We start from the raw sequence: 17,582 nt of genomic DNA on the forward strand, positions 1-17,582 counted from the left end.
GCGGGTCGGTTCGCCAACGGCGGACGGGCCCAGGTGCAGCCGTCAGCCGCCGTCAGGCCACGCCGCCAGCGCCAGCTCGGCCACCTGGGACAGCTCGGCGGCGTCCGCTCCGTCCCGTGCGCGCTGTGAAAGTCCCTGCACGATCGTGGCGAAGTAGGAGGCCAGGGCCGACGCATCGGCCCCGGCCGGCAGCTCCCCTTCTTCCTGGGCCCGGCGCAGGCGCTCCTCGATGGCGGCCAGGCCCGCGTTGCGCACGTCGCGCAGGAACTTGGCGATCTCGTCGTCCTGCGCAGTGACGTTGGTGGCCGCACTGATGGCCAGGCAGCCCGCCGGGTGCGACGGATCCGCGTAGACCGCCGCCGCCTCACGCAGGATCCGGGACACGGCGCCGCGTGCCGTCGGCTCCTCGGCCAGCGCACGCGCCGGGAAGGACCCCACCGGCGACCGCCCGTACACCTCGACAGCCTCTCTGAAGAGCGCCTTCTTGTCGCCGAACGCCGCATAGAGACTGCCCGGGCGGATGCCCATCGCCTCCGTCAGCTCGCCCAGCGAGGTCGCCTCGAATCCGCGCTCCCAGAACAGTCGAATGGCCGCCTCCAGCGCCGCGTCCCGGTCGAACGTGCGGGGACGCCCTCGTGCCTTGCTCATGCCCGCCATTCTAGAGCGCTCGCTCAAAAACTCATGCTAGGGTCCATTCTTGAGCAGTCACTCAACAAATAGCCTACCGAGGAGGCCCTCACCCCATGAACGGACATCTGGACAGGCGACCGGTCGGACAGGTGAAGAGGCTTCCGGGCGAACAGGCGGAGAGACGTGCGGGCGGACAGCTCGACGCGCACCGGCACGACGAGGGGCACACCGTCGCCGGTTGGGCCGGCTTCGCTGTTGCCACCGGTGGGGCGATCAGCACAGGCCTCGGCATCTGCGGCTGGCGCCCGGGGATCTGGCTGGGGATCTGCGTCCTGGCCTCGGCGACGCTGGTCACATGGGGCCTGCACCTCGCGGGCTGGGGCAAGCCGCCCGGCCCGCGACCTTCGGATCTCAGGGGCCGGGACCGCGGCGCACGCAACGGGCACCCGGATTGCCTCGGGTGCCGACTGGCCGGGCGCCGCGGGGTTCCGGCGCGTCAGGACGTCACCTCCGAGCCCACCACCACACCCGCGGAAGCGCCTTCCCCCGCCGACCTCTGACACGGGCGACGACCAGGGCGCACCGGGCGTGCATGAACCCACTCCTCATGACCGCTGGCATTATGCAGGTGAATACCTGCATAATCGGAGTGTGAGCCACGAAGCGACAGGCATGGACCAGGTCTTCAAAGCGCTGGCCGATCCCACCCGGCGTCGGCTGCTCGACCGTCTGCGCGAGCACAACGGCCAAACGTTGCGGGAGCTGTGCGAACGCCTGGACATGGCGCGCCAGTCAGCCACCCAGCATCTCGACATCCTGGAGCGGGCCGGCCTCGTGACCGTCGTCCGGCGCGGACGCGAACGGCTTCACTACCTCAATCCGGCCCCGATCCACGAGATCGAGGAACGCTGGATCTCCGAGTTCGACAAGCCCCGTCTGCAAGCGATCAGCGCCATCAGGAACCAGGCAGAGGAGTACGCCATGACCAGCGGATCAGCATCCGTACCGTCCTACGTCTACGTCACCTACATCCGGGCCGGAGCGGAGCAGGTGTGGCAGGCCCTGACCGACGCAGACCTGACGGCGCACTACTGGGGACACGCCAACGTCTCCGACTGGCAGCCGGGCTCGGCCTGGGAACACCGACGCGTCGACGGATCGGGGGCCGTCGACGTAGTCGGTCAGGTCCTCAAGGCCGAGCCGCCGACGCGTCTGGTCATCACGTTCGAGGACACCCCGGACGCCCGGCCGCCGCGCGACCCGTCCGTCGTCACCTTCCTCGTCGAGCCGCACGAAGACATCGTCCGGCTCACCGTGACCCACGAGAACCTCCCCAACTCGGAGATGCTGAACGGTATTTCACAGGGATGGCCGGCCGTCCTCGCGAACCTCAAGTCGCTGCTCGAGACCGGCGAGGTGCTCCCGCAGGCGCCGTGGAGCATGTCGAGCTCGCACGCCTGAAGCGGCAGGAACGACAGCCCCTCCCCCCGAAGTCACTCCGCGCAGGACTCAAGGAAGAAGCCATGGTGGACACCATTTCCCTTCGAGACGCCTACCGCACGCTGCTGGACGCCGCCTCCACAGTGGCCGGCTCCGGGGACACGAGCCCCGTCCCGCCCACCGGCGAGTGGAACGCCGACCAGATCCTCGCCCACGTCGCCATCGTCAACGCCGCCACCATCGCGACCGTCTCCGCTGCGTCCGCGGGAGCACCCACGACGTACGACACCCGCACGGCGCACGACATCTGGACCATCGAGCACGTCATCGCGCTCGCCGGCGGCAACGCGGGGCTCCGGGAGCGCATCCGCCTCCAGGCAGACGCCCTCTGCGCCCTCGGCGGCCCGATGCTGAGCGAGACCGAGCTCGACACGCTGGTGCCCGCCTTGCTGCTGTCCCACGACAAGCTCCTGGTCAATCAGCCCCTCCCGCTCAGGGACCTCATCACGGGCCTGGCGGACGTGGAACTGCCCGGCCACACCCGACAACTCCTGGCCCTGCTGCCACAACCGGCGGCAGATGACTAGGGGTTGGAAGACCCCCGGCCCTCAACGCGCCCGCACCACATCCAGTTCCGCCACCGCCGCGAACCGGTTCTGGTCGCCGTGTTCGCTCAGCGCCCGCAGGGCGACATGGCGCGCGGTGACCGGGGCCACCGGGACCACGTACTCGGTGCGGTCGTTCGGGAAGGCGCCGGTTGCCACCTTCCGCCAGGTGGCTCCGTCGTCGGACACCAACACCTCGTACGCCTTCACCCGGCCGTTCGTGCCGCCGTCCTGACGTGGCATGTAGCGGATGCCGGAGATGTGTTGCTCGCGGCCGAGGTCGATGGAGAGTTGCTGGGGAAGTGCGGCGCTGTAGTCACTGTGCCAGTGCGTGTACGGGTCGTTGTCGACGGCTCGCGAGGCCTGGCCGGGCTCGCCGGTCGTCTCCTGGCTCGTGGCGGTCGCCGTCCAGCCGGTTTGGCTCAGCATGCCCGGGTTGTTGCCGATGTCGCCGGCGACGGGCAGGGGCAGGGCGTCACCGACCTGGTCGTAGCGGTCGAGGAAGGGACGTACGTCGGAGCCCGCGGGGGTGGCCCAGGTCCGCTCGGCGACGACGGCCAGGGGACGCCGGGCGAAGTAGTCGACCCAGCTGACCGGGAAGGTCTGGGTGTGGTCCGACCAGCGGGCGACGCGGTAGCCCAGGATGCCGTCCCGCTGGGTGAACGCGTAGTCGCGGTAGGTGGTGCGGATGTCGAAGAAGCCGTAACTGCCGGGCGTGGCACCGAATCCCGGGCTCACGTACAGGGGTCCGTCCTGGGTGCCGATGGTCCGGTACCCCTTCGCGGCCCGGCCTTCCGGGCTCGACAGCCATTCGTTGACCACGATCCGCTTGTCGGGGGTGATGCTGGTGGGCTGCTGGTAGTCCCACCACTGCCAGACCTGGGTGGTCTTTCCGTGGTCACGTACGGTCCGGTCGAGGTCGTTGATGAATTCGACGAGCGCGTCGCCGACGTAGGGATACCCCTTCGCCTTCTGGTAGGCGACGAGTTCGGGGCAGGCCTTCTGCGCCGCCTCCAGTGGCACTTCGTCCGTGCCGACGTGGATGTAAGGGCTCTTCCTGAAGATGTCGGCGACCTCTTCGACGAGGTCGCGGGCGAAGGCGCGGGTGGCGGGCTTGGTGTAGTCGAGGGTCCAGTGGCCCAGGTCCGACCCCTCCCAGCTGGTGTGGGGGCGGGCCATCGACTCGCAGGAGAAGGAGAGTTCGGGCTTGGCGGTGCCGATGGCCACGGAGTGTCCGGGCAGGTCGATCTCCGGGACGATGGTCACTCCGTACTGCTCGGCGTAGTCCTCGAGGTCCCTCAATTCCCCTGTGGTGTAGTGCTGTTCGGCGACGATCTCCGGGTACTTCGCGCTCTCGACGCGGTAGCCGTTCCAGTCCGAGAGGTGGAGGTGGAAGGTGTTGAGCTTGTACCACGCGCTCTGGCGGATCTGCTGCTTCAGATAGTCGACGGGGAAGTATTTGCGGCCGACGTCGAGCATCTGCCCGCGATCGCCGAACAGTGGCCAGTCGGTCGCGGTCCCCCGGGCGATGGAATGCGCCCTGGGCGAGGTGCGCAGCGCCTGGAGGAGGGTGCGGGTGCCATGGATGACGCCTTCCCGCGAGGCGCCGGTCAGGCGGGCGGCGTCTTCGAGGGTGAAACGGTACGCCTCCCGGCCCGCCGCACCTGGCACGTCGCCGACCCTCAGCCCGATGTCGTGCCCACCTGGGGTTCCGGACACGATGAGCGGCCGCACTCCCTCCTGCGCGTCCAACTCCCCTGCCAGGAGCCTCGCGGTGGTCCGGAGTTCGGCCACCGCCGAAGGGGCGATGACGATGCGCGTGCGCGGTGTCAGTTCCCAACTCCCTTGCCCGCCTTGCCAGGAGCGCAGCGACGGGACCGTCACCGGAGCTGGATTGGCCTCCCCGGCGCGTGCGGCGGGCGCGCCGAGCGTGCCGCCGAGCAGCACACCCGCGACGACAGGGACGAGCAGGGAAGCCAGCCGGAGACGTGGGCGGCGAGCCGGGCGTGACATCATGCGGGCCCCTTCGAGGTGCTGCGGCAGAAGGCTGGACTCTCGGGCACTCGGACCTGGCAGGGCCACATCATCGACGGTGCGCGATTGTGCGTCAATACGCAATGCACCAAGCATGATTGAGCATGCAGGAGGGCGAGACGGGACTGGGCAAGGCGAGTGGCCCAGTGCGCGCCGATGATTTTGCTCGGGCGCCGCAGTCATCCAGTCAGTGATAGTGGTGATCCGCGGGCGAGTAGCCGTATCGGCCACCGACCGAATGACCGGAAGACCGGATCACCACCTGCCAACCGCCTGCCGGCCGGTACGGAACACACCAGGAGACCTTGAGATGCGCACTCTGATCAGCACCGCCTTCGTCTCGCTCGACGGCGTTGTCGAGGCCCCGGGCGGCGAGCCCGGCTACCGGAATTCCGGGTGGACCTTCAAAGACGTCGAATTCCTCCCGGAGGCGTTCGAGATCAAGGGCCGCGAGCAGCAGGAGGCCGCCGCCATGATGATGGGCCGCGTCAGCTACGAGGCGTTCAGCCCCGTCTGGCCCGGCATGGAGGAATTCGCCCAGTACAAGGCCATGCCCAAGTACGTCGTCTCCACCACCCTCACCGAGGACGAGCTCGTCGCGGACTGGGGCGAGACCACGATCCTGCGCTCCCTCGACGAGGTCGCCGCGCTCAAGGAGACCGAGGGCGGGCCGATCATCATCCACGGCAGCGCCGCCCTCAACCGGAGCCTCTCGGACGCCGGCCTCATCGACCGCTACCACCTGCTCGTCTTCCCGCTGCTGCTCGGCGCGGGCAAGCGCCTGTTCAGCGACACGGACAAGGACACCCAGAAGCTCAAGCTCGTCGAGGCCGAGGCGTACGCCAACGGTCTGCAGAAGCAGGTGTTCGACGTCGTCCGCTGACCGCGCGGGAACACAAGGGGCACCCACTCCAAACCTTGAGTTCTAGCGGTGGTTGCAACACCCCAGCTCTCAGGGGTGTTCGATGGAGTTCGAGGTCCGTCCAGAGCGTACGAAGCCGCAGGGCCGGAAGAAGCTGACGCGTGAGCGGGCCGCATACTTCCAGCTCATGGCACAGGGCTACAGCAACAGGGAAGCCTGCCGGATCGTCGGTGTCGACATCCGGACCGGCAAGAAGTGGCGCAACGGTAACCACGCGCCGGGCAAGGGCCGCAGGCCACTGCCTCCCGCACCACGGGGAGCGGTCGTCTGCGGCCCGTCGCGGTATCTGCGCGAGGACGAACGCATCCACATAGCTGATCGGCTGCGGGAGAAGGCCACGATTCGTCAGATCGCCGCTGAGCTGGGCCGCAGTCCGTCCACGATCAGCCGGGAGATCCGCCGCAACCGCACCGTATTGCACGACTACGGCACCTGGTATTACCGGCCTCATGCTGCCCAGGCCCGCGCCGACGCACGAAGGCCCCGCCCCAAAGACCGCAAGATCAGCAGGAGCGGGGAACTACGAACGGCCATCCAGGAGATGCTGGATGAGAAGTGGAGCCCCGAACAAATCTGTCAGGCTCTGCGGACACGCTTTCCCGACCGGCCGGAGATGCATGTGGTCCACGAGACGGTCTATCAGACCCTCTACCTGCAGGGTCGCGGAGAACTCCGCCGTGAACTCGCTGGAGCTCTCCGCAGCGGTCGTGCTCGCCGAAAGCCCCGCCGGCAAGCCCAGCAACGGCAACCTCGCTACAGCCATCCCATGGTCATGATCAGCGACCGCCCCGCCGAGGTGGAAGACCGGGCGGTGCCCGGCCACTGGGAGGGCGACTTGATCATCGGGAAGAACAGCGGTTCGGCGATCGGCACCCTGGTGGAGCGCTCCACCCGCTACGTCATGCTCCTGCACCTGCCCGCCGACCACGGTGCCGAAGCCGTCCGAGACGCCCTGACGAGCACGGTCACCACGCTGCCCTCCCACCTGGCCCGCTCCCTCACTTGGGACCAGGGCAGCGAGATGGGCCGTCACCACGAATTCACCCTCGCCACCGACATCCCGGTCTACTTCTGCGACCCGGCCAGTCCCTGGCAGCGCGGCTCGAACGAGAACACGAACGGCCTGCTGCGGCAATACTTCCCGAAAGGCACAGACCTGTCCGCCCACACTCCCGAACACCTCCGCGCGGTCGCCGACCAGCTCAACCGCCGCCCACGCAAAACGCTCGGCTGGGAAACCCCAGCCGAGCGCCTCGCTAAGCTCCTGGCCACAGCCAGTTGATCAACCCGTGTTGCAACGACCCCTGGAATTCGCCAACAGGACCTCCAATCAGGGCCTCCAATCAGGGCCTCCAACTGAGGCTTCCGATCAGGGCCCTTGATTCAGGCGCACTTGAGGGTTCTGGCGTGGTCCGCATGACGGTGATCGACGGCGCCCTCGTGAATACCCCGGCGTGAAGCGGACCCCGCCTCTTGTTCACGCAGCCCGTGGCGGCCAGTTCTTGATGGTCTTGGGGCGGGGCGCCGCGTACGTGCGTACCTTCGAGGTGGAGAGGCCGAGGCGGACGAGGGACTCGGCGATGGTGACGGCCGCCGCGACGCCGTCCACGACGGGGACACCGGTGCGCTTGACGACTCGCTCCGCGAGGCCGGCCATGCCGCCGCAACCGAGGCAGATCACCTCGGCCTTGTCGCGTTCGACGGCCTGGGCCGCCTGTTCCACGATGGCCTCGACCGCGGCTTCCTCGTCGCTCTCCAGGTCCAGTACGGCCATTCCGCTGGCCCGCACCGACGCGCAACGGTCCGAGAGACCGGCGAGCTTGAGCCGGTCCTCGATGAGCGGCACGGTCCGGTCGAGCGTGGTGACCACGGAGTAGCGGTGGCCGAGGAACTGCGCGGTGCTCGCGGCGGCTTCCGTGATGTCGACGACCGGGACGTCGAGGAGTTCCTGGAGCCCCTCCCGTCCGTGCTCGCCGTAGCCGGCCTGGATGACGGCGTCGAAGGGGTGCGGGTAGGAGCGGACCGCCTCCATCACGGCGACGGCCGCGAGGTAGCTCTCGTAGTTGCCCTCCACCGACTCCGCGCCGAACGACGGAGTGAGGGGCACTATCTCCGTCCCCGGTGAGGCGACGGCGGCGGCCTGGGCGCCGATGCTCTCGGTCATCGAGGCGGTGGTGTTGACGTTGACGACGAGGATGCGCATTTCTGGGCTTTCTTTGCCGGGTCCGGCCTGGGCCGATGGTGGTACGAGGGTGGTGCGGAGCATTCAGGCGGCGTCGACCGCGATGGCCTCACCGTCGACATCCCGGGTCGCCTTCTTGCGGTCGGCGAGGACCAGGTAGACGACGGCCGAGAGGATCGCGCCGATGAACCAGGAGAACCCGGAGACGGACTTGAAGGCGGGGACCAGTGCGATGACGACGGCGACGGCCGCGGCGGGCGCGAAGGCAGCGATGGCCCTCATGTGGAACCCGCGCTGGTAAAAGTAGTCGCCCTGCTGGTCGTCGGTGTAGAGGTCGGGGACGTTCACGCGGGTTTTGCGGACCAGCCAGTAGTCCGCCATGACGACGCCGAAGATGGGGCCGAGCAGTGCTCCGAGGCCGCCGAGGAAGTAGTTCACCACGGTCGGGTTGTCGTAGAGGTTCCACGGCAGGATGACCAGGCCGATGACGGCGCTCACCACGCCGCTGCGGCGGAAGTTGAGCGTGCGCGGGAACAGGTTGACGAGGGCGTAGATCGGCGCCACGAAGTTCGCCATGAGGTTCACCGCGATCGTCAGCGTGATGAACGCGAGTGACGCCGCCGCCATCAGGAACGTGTTGGGGATCGAGCGCACGATGTCCTCGGGCCCGGTGATGACCTCGCCGTTCAGCTTGAACTGGGCCCCGCTCAGCACGACGACGATGACGGCGAAGAAGAGCATGTTCACCGGGATGCCGACGAGGTTGCCGCGCACGATCGCCCGGCGGCTCTTGGCGGAGCGTGTGAAGTCGCAGAAGTTGAGCACGAAGGTGCCGTAGATGACGACCCAGAGGGCGGCGCTCTCGAAGATCTGACGCCACATGTCGAGGCCGTGCGGCGCGTGCCCGGTCGACATGGAGATGGAGCCGTCGGCGCGGATGAACATCCAGATCGCCAGGGCGGACATCGTGATGAGGATCGTCGGTGCCGCGAACGCCATGTACTTGCGGATGAGTTCCATGCCGTAGCTGACGATGACGACTTGAATGACCCACAGGGTCAGGAACGTCGCCCAGCCCAGGGTGGAGAGTCCGAGGATCGAGTTCTCGTCGAGGGAGCGCAGCCCGGGGAAGAGCACCTTGACGAGCGCGCCCAGCACGGACGCCGCCAGGTACGTCTGGATGCCGAACCACGCGATGGCCACGACACCACGGACGATGGCCGGGATCTGCGCTCCCTTGACGCCGAAGGCGATGCGGCTCATGACGGGGAACGGGACACCCGTCTTGTTGCCCATGTATCCCGAGAGGGTCAGGAGCAGGAAGAGCAGCGCCGACGCGACCGCGAAGGCGACCAGGATGTTCCAGACGCTCATCCCCAGGGCGAACAGGCCTATCGCGAAGGCGTAGTTGCCGAGGCTGTGCACGTCGTTGCCCCAGAGGGTGAAGACGCTGTAGGCGCCCCAGCGGCGCCCTTCCTTCTTCGTGGGGGCGAGGTCGGGGCTGTACAGCCCGGGACTCGTCCGGGGTTCCCCGTCGACCGCAGCGGTGGGTGGCTTCTCGTGCACGGCGGCCATGACACACTCCCGGCGTTTCCGTATTGCGGAATAACTTTTCCTTGTTTCGGAACGGCAGATTACGGGGGGCGGTAGGGGCGGTCAATAGGTCGCTGCCCAGAATTTATGCGACACCGAGCAACACCCCGTCGTGACAACTCTCACGCAGTGACGATTGCGTGAGCAAATTGTTTCCGGCCGGCGCAGACCCCTCGGTCCGCCATCCGCCGCCTCGCGCACCCACGCACGGCGATTCTGCATACCAATGAAGCGGGCAGGCTCACTCGACAGGCGTGACCTTTACGTTCAGCCACATTTTGGTATACAAAATGTCCATGCATGCCCCTCCGCCATCACCCAGCGCCCCTCAGGAGCAGCTCCCGGATCCCCGCCGCTGGTGGGCCCTGTGCGTCCTCGGTCTGGCCCAGCTGATGATCCTGCTGGACAGCACCATCGTGAACGTGGCCCTGCCGTCCATGCAGACGGAGTTGGGCATGGCGGACGGCGACCGCCCGTGGGTCGTCACCTCTTACACGGTGGCGTTCGGCGGGCTGCTCCTGCTCGCCGGCCGCATCGCCGACCACGCGGGGCGCAAGCGCGTCTTCGCCTCGGGTCTGCTCGGTTTCGCGGTCGCCTCCGCCGCGGCGGGGGCAGCTCCCACGGCGCAGGCGCTGTTCGCCGCCCGCGCCGTGCAGGGCGCCTTCGCCGCCCTGCTGGCGGCCTCGGCCCTCGCCCTGGTGGCCACGACCTTCACCGACCTGCGCGAGCGCCGGAAGGCCATCGCCGTCTTCGGTGCTCTCGGCGGCGCCGGAGCCTCCCTCGGAGTCGTCCTCGGCGGGCTGCTCACGCAGTGGTTCGGCTGGCGCTGGTGCCTGCTGGTCAACGTACCCATCGCCCTCCTCGCACTGCTCGGCACGCTGGGGACTCCGCGCGATCGCGCCCAGCGCCTCACCGGCCGTATCGACATCGCGGGTGCGGTGCTCGGGTGCGGCGGCCTGACCGCGCTGGTGTACGCGTGCAGCCAGGCGGAGGCTCACGGGTGGACGTCCCCCGGCGTGCTCGGCGTGCTGCTGGCCGGGGCCGCCCTTCTGACGGCGTTCGCCTGGTGGCAGACCCGGGCCGCCGCCCCGCTCCTGCCGCCGCGGCTGATGCGCGACCGCCGCCGCGTCGCCTCACTGCTGGCCGGTGGTGCACTGATGGCGGGCCAGCTGTCCGTCTCGCTGTATCTCACGTACTACCTGCAGACCGTGCTGGACTGGTCCGCGCTGGCCAGCGGCCTGGGCTTCCTGCCCATCAGCCTCGTCACCACCGCGACCGCCACCCAGCTCGGCACACGCCTCCTGCCCAGGTTCGGCCCGCGCGTGATGATGACGGCCGGTCTGTGCGTCTCCGCGTGCGGACTGTTCCAGCTCACGCTCCTGGACCCGGATTCCACCTACGCCGCGAACGTCCTGCCCGCGCTGATCACCTTCAGCGTCGGCATGGGCGGCAGCTTCCTGGCGATCATGACTGGCGCCACCTCTGACGTACCCGCACAGGACTCGGGCATCGCCTCGGCGACAGTCAACTCCGCGCAGCAGATGGGCGGCTCCATCGGATCGGCCGTGTTCAACACGGTGGCCGCGAGCGCGGCAGCGGCCTTCCACGGGAGCCCGCGGGCCGCCACCCTGCACGGCTTCACCTCGGCCATCTGGATCCCCCTCGTCCTGCTCCTGCTTGCCGCGGTCGCGACGACCACGCTGGCCGGCCACCGATCTACCCGCGTATATGCACGCGCAAATACTCCCCCTCGTAATTCGAGTGAAGTAAAAAATGGGCAGGGAAGCGGAAGTCGCGGCGCTTGACGAGGCGAGATCGAGGAAAAGCGGAGGGTGTGGTCCGACTCCCCCAGCGGGTAGCCGGACGGCCTCGACTCAGGCGAAGACGATCCCCTCCGGCACGTCGGCCCGGATCTCCGTGCCCACCCGGCGCTCCAGTAGGTCGTCGATCCGTTCGAGCGGCCCGATGAGTGCGCATCCGCCGGCCTTCGCGACCCGCACCGCGGCATCGACCTTCGGCTTCATGGACCCCTCGGCGAAGGACAGTTCGGCGATCGCTTCCGGCGATGCCGTCAGGATGTCCCGCTGCTCGGGAGTCCCCCAGTTCTCACTGACGTAGTCGCCGTCCGTGAGCATGACCAGCATGTCCGCCTTGAGCTCGGCCGCGAGTGCCGCGCTGGCGAGGTCCTTGTCCACCACGGCCTGCATGCCGGTCTGGCGGCCCTTGCCGTCGATCTTGACGGGTACGCCTCCGCCACCGACGCACACGACGAGCCGGCCGTTCTCCAGGAGCATCCGCACGAGCGATGCCTGGACGATGCGCCGCGGGGCGGGGGACGGCACCACGCGCCGGAACGCCGCACCGTCGCGCGCGATCGTCCACCGGTACTCGGCCGCCGCCTCAGCGGCGTCCTGCGCGGAGTACTGGGGACCGATCAGCTTCGTCGGGCGCTCGAAGGCCGGGTCCGCCTCGTCGACCTCGGTGGTCGTGACGATCGCCGCGACCTCGCGCTCCCCGGCGAGAGCGTTGGAGAGCTCCTGCTGGATGACGTAACCGATCATGCCCTGCGTCTCCGCGCCGAGGATGTCCAGCGGGTACGCCGCCACATCCTGGTAGGCGAGGTTCTGCAGAGCCAGAAGACCCACCTGGGGTCCGTTCCCGTGAGTGATCACGAGCTCGTGCTGACGGGCGAGGCCGGCGAGCGCCTCGCATGTGGACCTCACGTTCGCCCGCAGATGGTCGGCCGTCATCGGCTCCCCCCGACGGGCCAGCGCGTTGCCTCCGAGAGCCACGACGATGCGCATGGATTCCCTCCACAGACTTGTTCGCTTCCCCATTGTCAAATGGTATACCAGTGAGCGAATGTTGAAGGGAACCCATCACGCCCGACGGGCACGGTGAGGGCGAGGAGGGTGCAGTGACTTCTCTGTGTACAGCCACCGGGCTGCGCGCCGTATCCGGCGACGCCGCACTGATCGCGTACCTGCGCGCGCTCCGCGGCCACGGCGTCGTCGAAAGCGTGTTCCAGCGGACTGTCAACGTACTGACGCCTGGCGAGAGGCTCATCGCCCTCTCCGCCCGAGGCGGTGACGACGCTCCCCGAACCCTCGTCACCGATGCGGACAGCTGGTCGGAGAGGGGCATCTCGGCGGGGCAGGCCGTGGAGTTCGCGCCGGGTGTCCTCACCCTCCACACGGCGGACGCACGCCTGCGGGTGCATACGGAGGGCGCAAGTGAATGGCATCCCATTCTGCCGTCGCTCGCGGCGCTCGGCCCGGGCGACCTCGCGGCCGCCGCCACGGCGCTCGACCGGCTGATACAGGCGCACGGCTCACGCGGCGGCATGCTCGGCCCGGCTCCCACCGCATCGTCGATGGAGGCAGCCGTCACCCGGGCACTCGCCGACGGGCGCGACGCCCTCGTGCGCGCGGTCAAGTCCGCGAACGACGCCGGCATACGCCGCGGCGTCCTGTCACTTCTCGGACTAGGCCCGGGACTGACGCCCGCGGGCGACGACTTCCTGACCGCCCTGGCCCTGCTGTCCTCGCTCCACGGCAGCGGGCTCGGCGCGTTCGGGCGGGCGCTTCAGGACGTCCTGCTCGAACACTCCGGCCGCACCACGCGGTTGAGCGTCACCACGCTCGACGAGGCCTTGGCGGGACGAGCCCGCGCCTCACTGCTCGACGTCCTGCACGCTCTGGCCCACCCCTCCGGGTGGAGCCAGGCGCGGGCAGCCGAATCCATCCGCACCCCGGTCCGGCACGTGCTGGCCATCGGTCACACGTCCGGCACCGACATCTTGTCCGGTCTCGTGACCGGGCTTCGCCTGGAGAAAGAACTGCGAGGTTCGCTGTGAGCATCACAGCAGTCGTCAAGAAGAACACCTACTTCGACTCGGTGTCCCTGATGTCCATCTCGACCCGGGCGAACCAACTGCCCGGCGTGGAGCAGGCGTTCGTCGCCATGGGCACCGAGATGAACAAGGGGGTGCTGAGCAACCTCGGCCTCCTCACGGCGGATCTCGGTGCCGCGGGCACCGGGGATCTCGTGATCGTCGTGGAGGCCGGCGAGGAAGCCGACCAGGCAGCGCTCCTGGCGGAGGTCGAGGAGCTCCTCGTGCAGAAGGCGCCCGGCGCGAGCGGTGGTGCGGACACGGTCACGTACCGGACGGTCGACAGCGCCGCGCGCGCCATCCCCGAGGCGAACCTCGCGATCGTCGCGGTCAACGGCGCGTATGCGGGCCGGGAAGCACGAAAGGCGCTGGAGAACGGCCTGCACGTGATGGTCTTCAGCGACAACGTCCCCATCGAGGAAGAGGTCCGCCTCAAGCAACTGGCGCACAGCAAAGGCCTGTTCATGATGGGGCCCGACTGCGGCACCGCGATCATCAACAATGTCGCGCTGTGCTTCGGGAACGCCGTGCGGCCCGGCACCGTCGGTGTCGTCGCGGCGTCCGGCACCGGCGCGCAGGAGGTCAGTGTCCGGATCCACGCGCTGGGTGCGGGCGTCTCGCAGCTCATCGGCACGGGCGGCCGCGATCTCAGTGAGCAGGTCGGCGGCATCATGATGATCGACGGGATCCGGGCGCTGGCCGACGATCCCGGGACCAGCGTGATCGTCCTCGTGTCCAAGCCGCCCGCTCCCGCGGTGCAGGACAAGGTGCTGGCCGAGATCGCGGGCGCGGGCAAGCCCGTGGTCGTCTACTTCGTCGGCGGATCCGAGGAGGCCGTGACCGCGGCCGGCGGGCATTTCGCCGCGAGCACCCAGGACGCGGCGCTCCAGGCCGTCCGCCTCGGGGTCGACGTCCACGCGGCCGTCGACGAACTGGCCGCCAAGCAGGTCGACGAGGTCTGCGCCCGGCTCGCTCCTGAACAGCGTTACGTTCGCGGCCTGTTCTGCGGCGGAACCCTGTGCGACGAGTCGATGTACGCGCTGCTCGAAGTCAGCGACAACGTGTGGAGCAACATCCAGAAGGACCCCGGGCGGCGCCTGACGGCCGGCAGTCCCAGCGTCGGGCACACCTTCCTCGACTTCGGCGACGACGACTTCACCAACGGCCGTCCGCACCCGATGATCGACCCGTCGCTGCGCCTGGCGCGCCTTGTCCAGGAGGCCGAGGACCCCCAAGTAGCCGTCATCCTCATGGACTTCGTCCTCGGGTTCGGCGCCCACGAGGACCCGGTCGGGGTCACGCTCCCCGCCATCGCGCAGGCCAAAAAGATCGCCTCCGACGCGGGCCGGGACCTGGAGATCGTGGGCTACGTCCTGGGCACCGACCTCGACACCCCGGCCCTCGCCGAGCAGGTCGCGGCCCTGGAGGCCGCCGGAGTCACCGTCACCCGCAGCAGCACCGAGACGGGCCACTTCGCCCGTGAGACCGCCCGGAAGGCACACCGCGCATGAGCACTCAGGCCACCAGCCTCTTCACCAGCGACCTCAGCGTCGTCAACGTCGGACTGGCCATGTTCGACCGGGACCTCACCGCCCAGGGCGCACGGGTCACGACCCTCGACTGGACTCCGCCCGGCGGCGGCAGCCCCGAGGTTCTCGCGGCACTCGAGGCGCTGGAGGACCCGCGCGTCGCCGCGCGGACCGATGCGGCCAATGCCGAAGCCGTCGACCGCATCGTCGGCGCACGGCCGATGCTGGTCGGTTTCGGGAGGGCCATCGACGTCGTGCCCGGGATGACCCCGACGACGATCCTGCACGCCGGCCCGCCGATCGCCTGGGACCGAATGGCGGGTGCGATGAAGGGGGCCGTCACCGGCGCCCTCGTCTTCGAGGGCCTGGCGCGTGACCTCGACGACGCCGAACGGCTCGCGGCATCCGGCGAGATCACCTTCTCGCCCTGCCACGAACACGACTGCGTCGGTTCGATGGCCGGTGTCACGTCCGCGTCGATGTACATGCACATCGTCCGCAACGAGACCCATGGCAACACCGCCTTCACCAACCTCTCCGAGCAGATGGCGAAGATCCTTCGCATGGGGGCGAACGACGAGAGCGTCATCGAGCGCCTCGTCTGGATGCGCGACGTCCTCGGCCCCGTACTCAAGGAGGCCATGGAGATCGGCGGCCCCGTCGACCTGCGACTTCTGCTGTCCCAGGCGCTGCACATGGGCGACGAGTGCCACAACCGCAACATCGCGGGCACCCTGCTCCTCACGCAGGCACTCACTCCCGCCCTGCTCCAGACGAGCTTCACCACCGAGCAGAAGAAGGAGGTCTTCGACTTCATCGCCGGCTCGGACTACTTCTCCGGACCCACGTGGCTCGCCATGGCCAAGGCCGCCATGGACGCCGCTCATGGCATCGAGGGTTCGACGATCGTGACGACGATGGCCCGTAACGGCGTCGAGTTCGGCCTCCGCGTCAGCGGCCTGCCCGGCAACCAGTGGCTCACGGGCCCGGCCCAGCCGGTCATCGGGCCGATGTTCGCCGGGTTCAAGCCCGAGGACGCCGGGCTGGACATCGGTGACAGCGCGATCAGTGAGACGTACGGCTTCGGCGGGTTCGCCATGGCGACCGCGCCCGCCATCGTCGCGCTCGTCGGCGGAACCGTGCAGGAGGCCGTCGCCTTCACCCGGGACATGGGCGAGATCACGACGACCCGGAACCCGAACGTCACCATCCCCGCCCTGGGTTTCGAGGGCATCCCCACCGGCATCGACGTCCGCAAGGTCCTGGCCACCGGGATCCTGCCGGTCATCAACACCGCGATCGCCCACAAGGAAGCGGGCATCGGGATGATCGGCGCCGGCATCACGCACCCGCCCGCCGCAGTCTTCGAGCAGGCCGCCAGAGCTCTCGCCCGCACGGTCGCCTGACGGCGCGCCGGCCAATCCACGGAGACCCATCATGAACAGACGCGATGCCGCCCCGGCGGAAACGGCCCACGCGGGCCTCGAGCTGGACCCGGAGTACGAGCACACGCCCGTTCCGACGGAGAGCCGCAAGTCCCTTCTCACCGTGTCGGCCGTGTGGTTCGGGTTCCCGATGATCCTGACCAACGCCGTGCCCGGCGGGATCGTCGTCGCGCTCATGGGCTTCTGGCGCGGTCTGGCCGCGATCGTCGCCGCGAACCTCGTGATGCTGGTCTACGTCGGTCTGCTCAGTCACCGGGCGGGCAGCACGGGCGAGAGCTTCTCGCTCCAGGCGACCAAGACGTTCGGGAGGGTCGGGTACGTCGTCGCGTCCGGGTTCCTCGCGACGGTCGTCGTCGGGTGGTTCGCCTTCAACACCGGCGCGACGGGGGCCACCCTGCACCAGGCGTTCGGCTGGCACGAGCAACTCGTCGCCGCCGTCGCCGGGGTCGCCTTCGTCGCGATCACGTTCCTCGGCATCCGCGCCCTGTCCTGGCTAGGCGCGGTCGCCGCCCCGCTGTTCATCCTCGTCGGCCTGATAGCCCTGGTGATCGTCTCCAGGGACCACGACCTCGCGACCGTCCTCGACTACAAGGGCGTCGGCGGGAACAGCGCCCTCACCTTCGGCGCCGCCGTCTCCCTCATCATGGCGACGTTCGCGGACTCCGGAACGATGACGGCCGACTTCACCCGCTGGTCCAAGAACGGCAGGCAGGCCGTGATCGCGACGGCCACCGCCTTCCCCGTGGCGAGTCTCGTCGCCCAGATCACCGGGGGCATCGTCGTCGCGGCCGGCGCCGTGGCCTCGGCGGGCACGGTCGGCGGCAACTTCCTCCCGATCCTCACCGGCGGTCACGGGGTCGCCCTCGACGTACTGGCCGCGGTGTTCGTCTTCGTCAACCTCGGCTCCGTCTGCAGCCACTGTCTCTACAACGGCGCGCTCAGCTGGTCGCATCTGACCCGTACGAGGATGCGCGTGATGACGCTCGTCCTGGGGGCCGTCGGCACGGTCGCCGCCCTCGCCGGTGTGTGGGACCACTTCCTCGACTGGCTGGTCGTGCTCAGCGTGTTCGTCCCACCGCTCGGCGGCGTACTGATCGCCGACCAGGTGCTGCTGCGCCGCCGGCTCGACGGGCGGGCCGAGGCGGCGGTGCGTCCCACGGCGTTCGCCGCGTGGGCGGCCGGAGCGGCCGCCGGGGGGCTCGTGCACTGGTACGCGCCGCAGTTCTCCGACGCCGTCACCGGCCTGCTCGTCGCCCTGGTCGCCTATGCCGTACTGGAGGGGATGCCCGCACGAAGCCGGGGCGAATGAT

The 17,582-nt window shown here is 68.9% G+C and carries 15 protein-coding genes; 10 read left to right on the forward strand and 5 right to left on the reverse strand.

The genetic code is table 11. From position 1 onward, the window contains the following. Nucleotides 1-42 precede the first annotated feature (42 nt). The gene (locus tag OG456_RS41775) at nucleotides 43-657 is read right to left on the reverse strand and encodes a TetR/AcrR family transcriptional regulator (protein WP_266570766.1); all 615 of its coding nucleotides are present in this window, start codon (nucleotides 655-657) and stop codon (nucleotides 43-45) included. Between the two features lie 86 nt (nucleotides 658-743). On the opposite strand from OG456_RS41775, the gene OG456_RS41780 reads away from it, so the two are divergent. The 3 genes from OG456_RS41780 to OG456_RS41790 all read left to right on the forward strand — a co-directional run bounded on the left by OG456_RS41780 (nucleotide 744) and on the right by OG456_RS41790 (nucleotide 2,657). Then, a complete protein-coding gene (locus tag OG456_RS41780; protein ID WP_266570297.1) occupies nucleotides 744-1,190 on the forward strand; it encodes a hypothetical protein in 447 nt (148 codons plus the stop codon). Nucleotides 1,191-1,302: 112 nt separating this feature from the next. After that, the gene (locus OG456_RS41785; RefSeq protein ID WP_266570767.1) at nucleotides 1,303-2,091 is read left to right on the forward strand and encodes a metalloregulator ArsR/SmtB family transcription factor; all 789 of its coding nucleotides are present in this window, start codon (nucleotides 1,303-1,305) and stop codon (nucleotides 2,089-2,091) included. Nucleotides 2,092-2,153: 62 nt separating this feature from the next. Then, on the forward strand, nucleotides 2,154-2,657 hold the full coding sequence (locus OG456_RS41790; protein WP_266570298.1) for a hypothetical protein: 504 nt from the start codon (nucleotides 2,154-2,156) through the stop codon (nucleotides 2,655-2,657). A 21-nt stretch (nucleotides 2,658-2,678) separates the two neighbouring features. Here OG456_RS41790 and OG456_RS41795 read toward each other — a convergent pair whose 3' ends face one another. Next, on the reverse strand, nucleotides 2,679-4,691 hold the full coding sequence (locus OG456_RS41795) for a family 20 glycosylhydrolase (protein ID WP_266570299.1): 2,013 nt from the start codon (nucleotides 4,689-4,691) through the stop codon (nucleotides 2,679-2,681). A gap of 328 nt (nucleotides 4,692-5,019) precedes the next feature. On the opposite strand from OG456_RS41795, the gene OG456_RS41800 reads away from it, so the two are divergent. Both OG456_RS41800 and OG456_RS41805 read left to right on the forward strand, forming a co-directional pair. Then, nucleotides 5,020-5,592 (forward strand): dihydrofolate reductase family protein, encoded by a 573-nt coding sequence (locus OG456_RS41800; protein WP_266570300.1) that lies wholly within the window; start codon nucleotides 5,020-5,022, stop codon nucleotides 5,590-5,592. Nucleotides 5,593-5,674: 82 nt separating this feature from the next. Beyond that, nucleotides 5,675-6,913, forward strand: coding sequence for an IS30 family transposase (locus OG456_RS41805; RefSeq protein ID WP_266556830.1), 1,239 nt, complete (start codon nucleotides 5,675-5,677; stop codon nucleotides 6,911-6,913). A gap of 195 nt (nucleotides 6,914-7,108) precedes the next feature. On the opposite strand, the gene OG456_RS41810 is transcribed toward OG456_RS41805, so the two are convergent. After that, nucleotides 7,109-7,834: an aspartate/glutamate racemase family protein gene (locus tag OG456_RS41810; RefSeq protein ID WP_266570301.1), complete on the reverse strand. Its 726-nt coding sequence runs from the start codon at nucleotides 7,832-7,834 to the stop codon at nucleotides 7,109-7,111. A 63-nt stretch (nucleotides 7,835-7,897) separates the two neighbouring features. After that, nucleotides 7,898-9,388 (reverse strand): NCS1 family nucleobase:cation symporter-1, encoded by a 1,491-nt coding sequence (locus tag OG456_RS41815; RefSeq protein ID WP_266570302.1) that lies wholly within the window; start codon nucleotides 9,386-9,388, stop codon nucleotides 7,898-7,900. A gap of 314 nt (nucleotides 9,389-9,702) precedes the next feature. On the opposite strand from OG456_RS41815, the gene OG456_RS41820 reads away from it, so the two are divergent. Then, a complete protein-coding gene (locus OG456_RS41820) occupies nucleotides 9,703-11,211 on the forward strand; it encodes an MFS transporter (protein WP_266570303.1) in 1,509 nt (502 codons plus the stop codon). A 69-nt stretch (nucleotides 11,212-11,280) separates the two neighbouring features. On the opposite strand, the gene OG456_RS41825 is transcribed toward OG456_RS41820, so the two are convergent. Then, a complete protein-coding gene (locus OG456_RS41825; RefSeq protein ID WP_266570304.1) occupies nucleotides 11,281-12,210 on the reverse strand; it encodes a carbamate kinase in 930 nt (309 codons plus the stop codon). A gap of 113 nt (nucleotides 12,211-12,323) precedes the next feature. Here OG456_RS41825 and OG456_RS41830 point away from each other — a divergent pair, with 113 nt between their 5' ends. From OG456_RS41830 to OG456_RS41845, 4 genes are read left to right on the forward strand one after another with little or no spacing between them, the layout of a single operon-like run. Beyond that, on the forward strand, nucleotides 12,324-13,262 hold the full coding sequence (locus OG456_RS41830) for a DUF2877 domain-containing protein (RefSeq protein WP_266570305.1): 939 nt from the start codon (nucleotides 12,324-12,326) through the stop codon (nucleotides 13,260-13,262). After that, entirely contained in the window at nucleotides 13,259-14,809 is a 1,551-nt protein-coding gene (gene fdrA, locus OG456_RS41835) for an acyl-CoA synthetase FdrA (protein ID WP_266570306.1), read from the forward strand. Before OG456_RS41830 ends, fdrA begins: the two co-directional genes overlap by 4 nt. Then, nucleotides 14,806-16,233, forward strand: a complete 1,428-nt coding sequence (locus OG456_RS41840; RefSeq protein ID WP_266570307.1) for a DUF1116 domain-containing protein — start codon at nucleotides 14,806-14,808, stop codon at nucleotides 16,231-16,233. The genes fdrA and OG456_RS41840 overlap by 4 nt, the downstream gene beginning before the upstream one ends. 31 nt (nucleotides 16,234-16,264) lie before the next feature. Further along, the gene (locus tag OG456_RS41845; RefSeq protein ID WP_266570308.1) at nucleotides 16,265-17,581 is read left to right on the forward strand and encodes a cytosine permease; all 1,317 of its coding nucleotides are present in this window, start codon (nucleotides 16,265-16,267) and stop codon (nucleotides 17,579-17,581) included. Nucleotide 17,582: the final 1 nt, after the last annotated feature.

It is taken from the genome of Streptomyces sp. NBC_01446 (genome assembly GCF_026340095.1).
GTDB classification, from domain to species: domain Bacteria; phylum Actinomycetota; class Actinomycetes; order Streptomycetales; family Streptomycetaceae; genus Streptomyces; species Streptomyces aureus.

Excerpts from the sequence above, each read along its gene's own strand:
- OG456_RS41775 (WP_266570766.1), bottom strand. The coding sequence starts at position 657 with ATGGCGGGCATGAGCAAGGCACGAGGGCGTCCCCGCACGTTCGACCGG.
- OG456_RS41780 (WP_266570297.1), top strand. The coding sequence starts at position 744 with ATGAACGGACATCTGGACAGGCGACCGGTCGGACAGGTGAAGAGGCTT.
- OG456_RS41785 (WP_266570767.1), top strand. The coding sequence starts at position 1,303 with ATGGACCAGGTCTTCAAAGCGCTGGCCGATCCCACCCGGCGTCGGCTG.
- OG456_RS41790 (WP_266570298.1), top strand. The coding sequence starts at position 2,154 with ATGGTGGACACCATTTCCCTTCGAGACGCCTACCGCACGCTGCTGGAC.
- OG456_RS41795 (WP_266570299.1), bottom strand. The coding sequence starts at position 4,691 with ATGATGTCACGCCCGGCTCGCCGCCCACGTCTCCGGCTGGCTTCCCTG.
- OG456_RS41800 (WP_266570300.1), top strand. The coding sequence starts at position 5,020 with ATGCGCACTCTGATCAGCACCGCCTTCGTCTCGCTCGACGGCGTTGTC.
- OG456_RS41805 (WP_266556830.1), top strand. The coding sequence starts at position 5,675 with ATGGAGTTCGAGGTCCGTCCAGAGCGTACGAAGCCGCAGGGCCGGAAG.
- OG456_RS41810 (WP_266570301.1), bottom strand. The coding sequence starts at position 7,834 with ATGCGCATCCTCGTCGTCAACGTCAACACCACCGCCTCGATGACCGAG.
- OG456_RS41815 (WP_266570302.1), bottom strand. The coding sequence starts at position 9,388 with ATGGCCGCCGTGCACGAGAAGCCACCCACCGCTGCGGTCGACGGGGAA.
- OG456_RS41820 (WP_266570303.1), top strand. The coding sequence starts at position 9,703 with ATGCATGCCCCTCCGCCATCACCCAGCGCCCCTCAGGAGCAGCTCCCG.
- OG456_RS41825 (WP_266570304.1), bottom strand. The coding sequence starts at position 12,210 with ATGCGCATCGTCGTGGCTCTCGGAGGCAACGCGCTGGCCCGTCGGGGG.
- OG456_RS41840 (WP_266570307.1), top strand. The coding sequence starts at position 14,806 with ATGAGCACTCAGGCCACCAGCCTCTTCACCAGCGACCTCAGCGTCGTC.
- OG456_RS41845 (WP_266570308.1), top strand. The coding sequence starts at position 16,265 with ATGAACAGACGCGATGCCGCCCCGGCGGAAACGGCCCACGCGGGCCTC.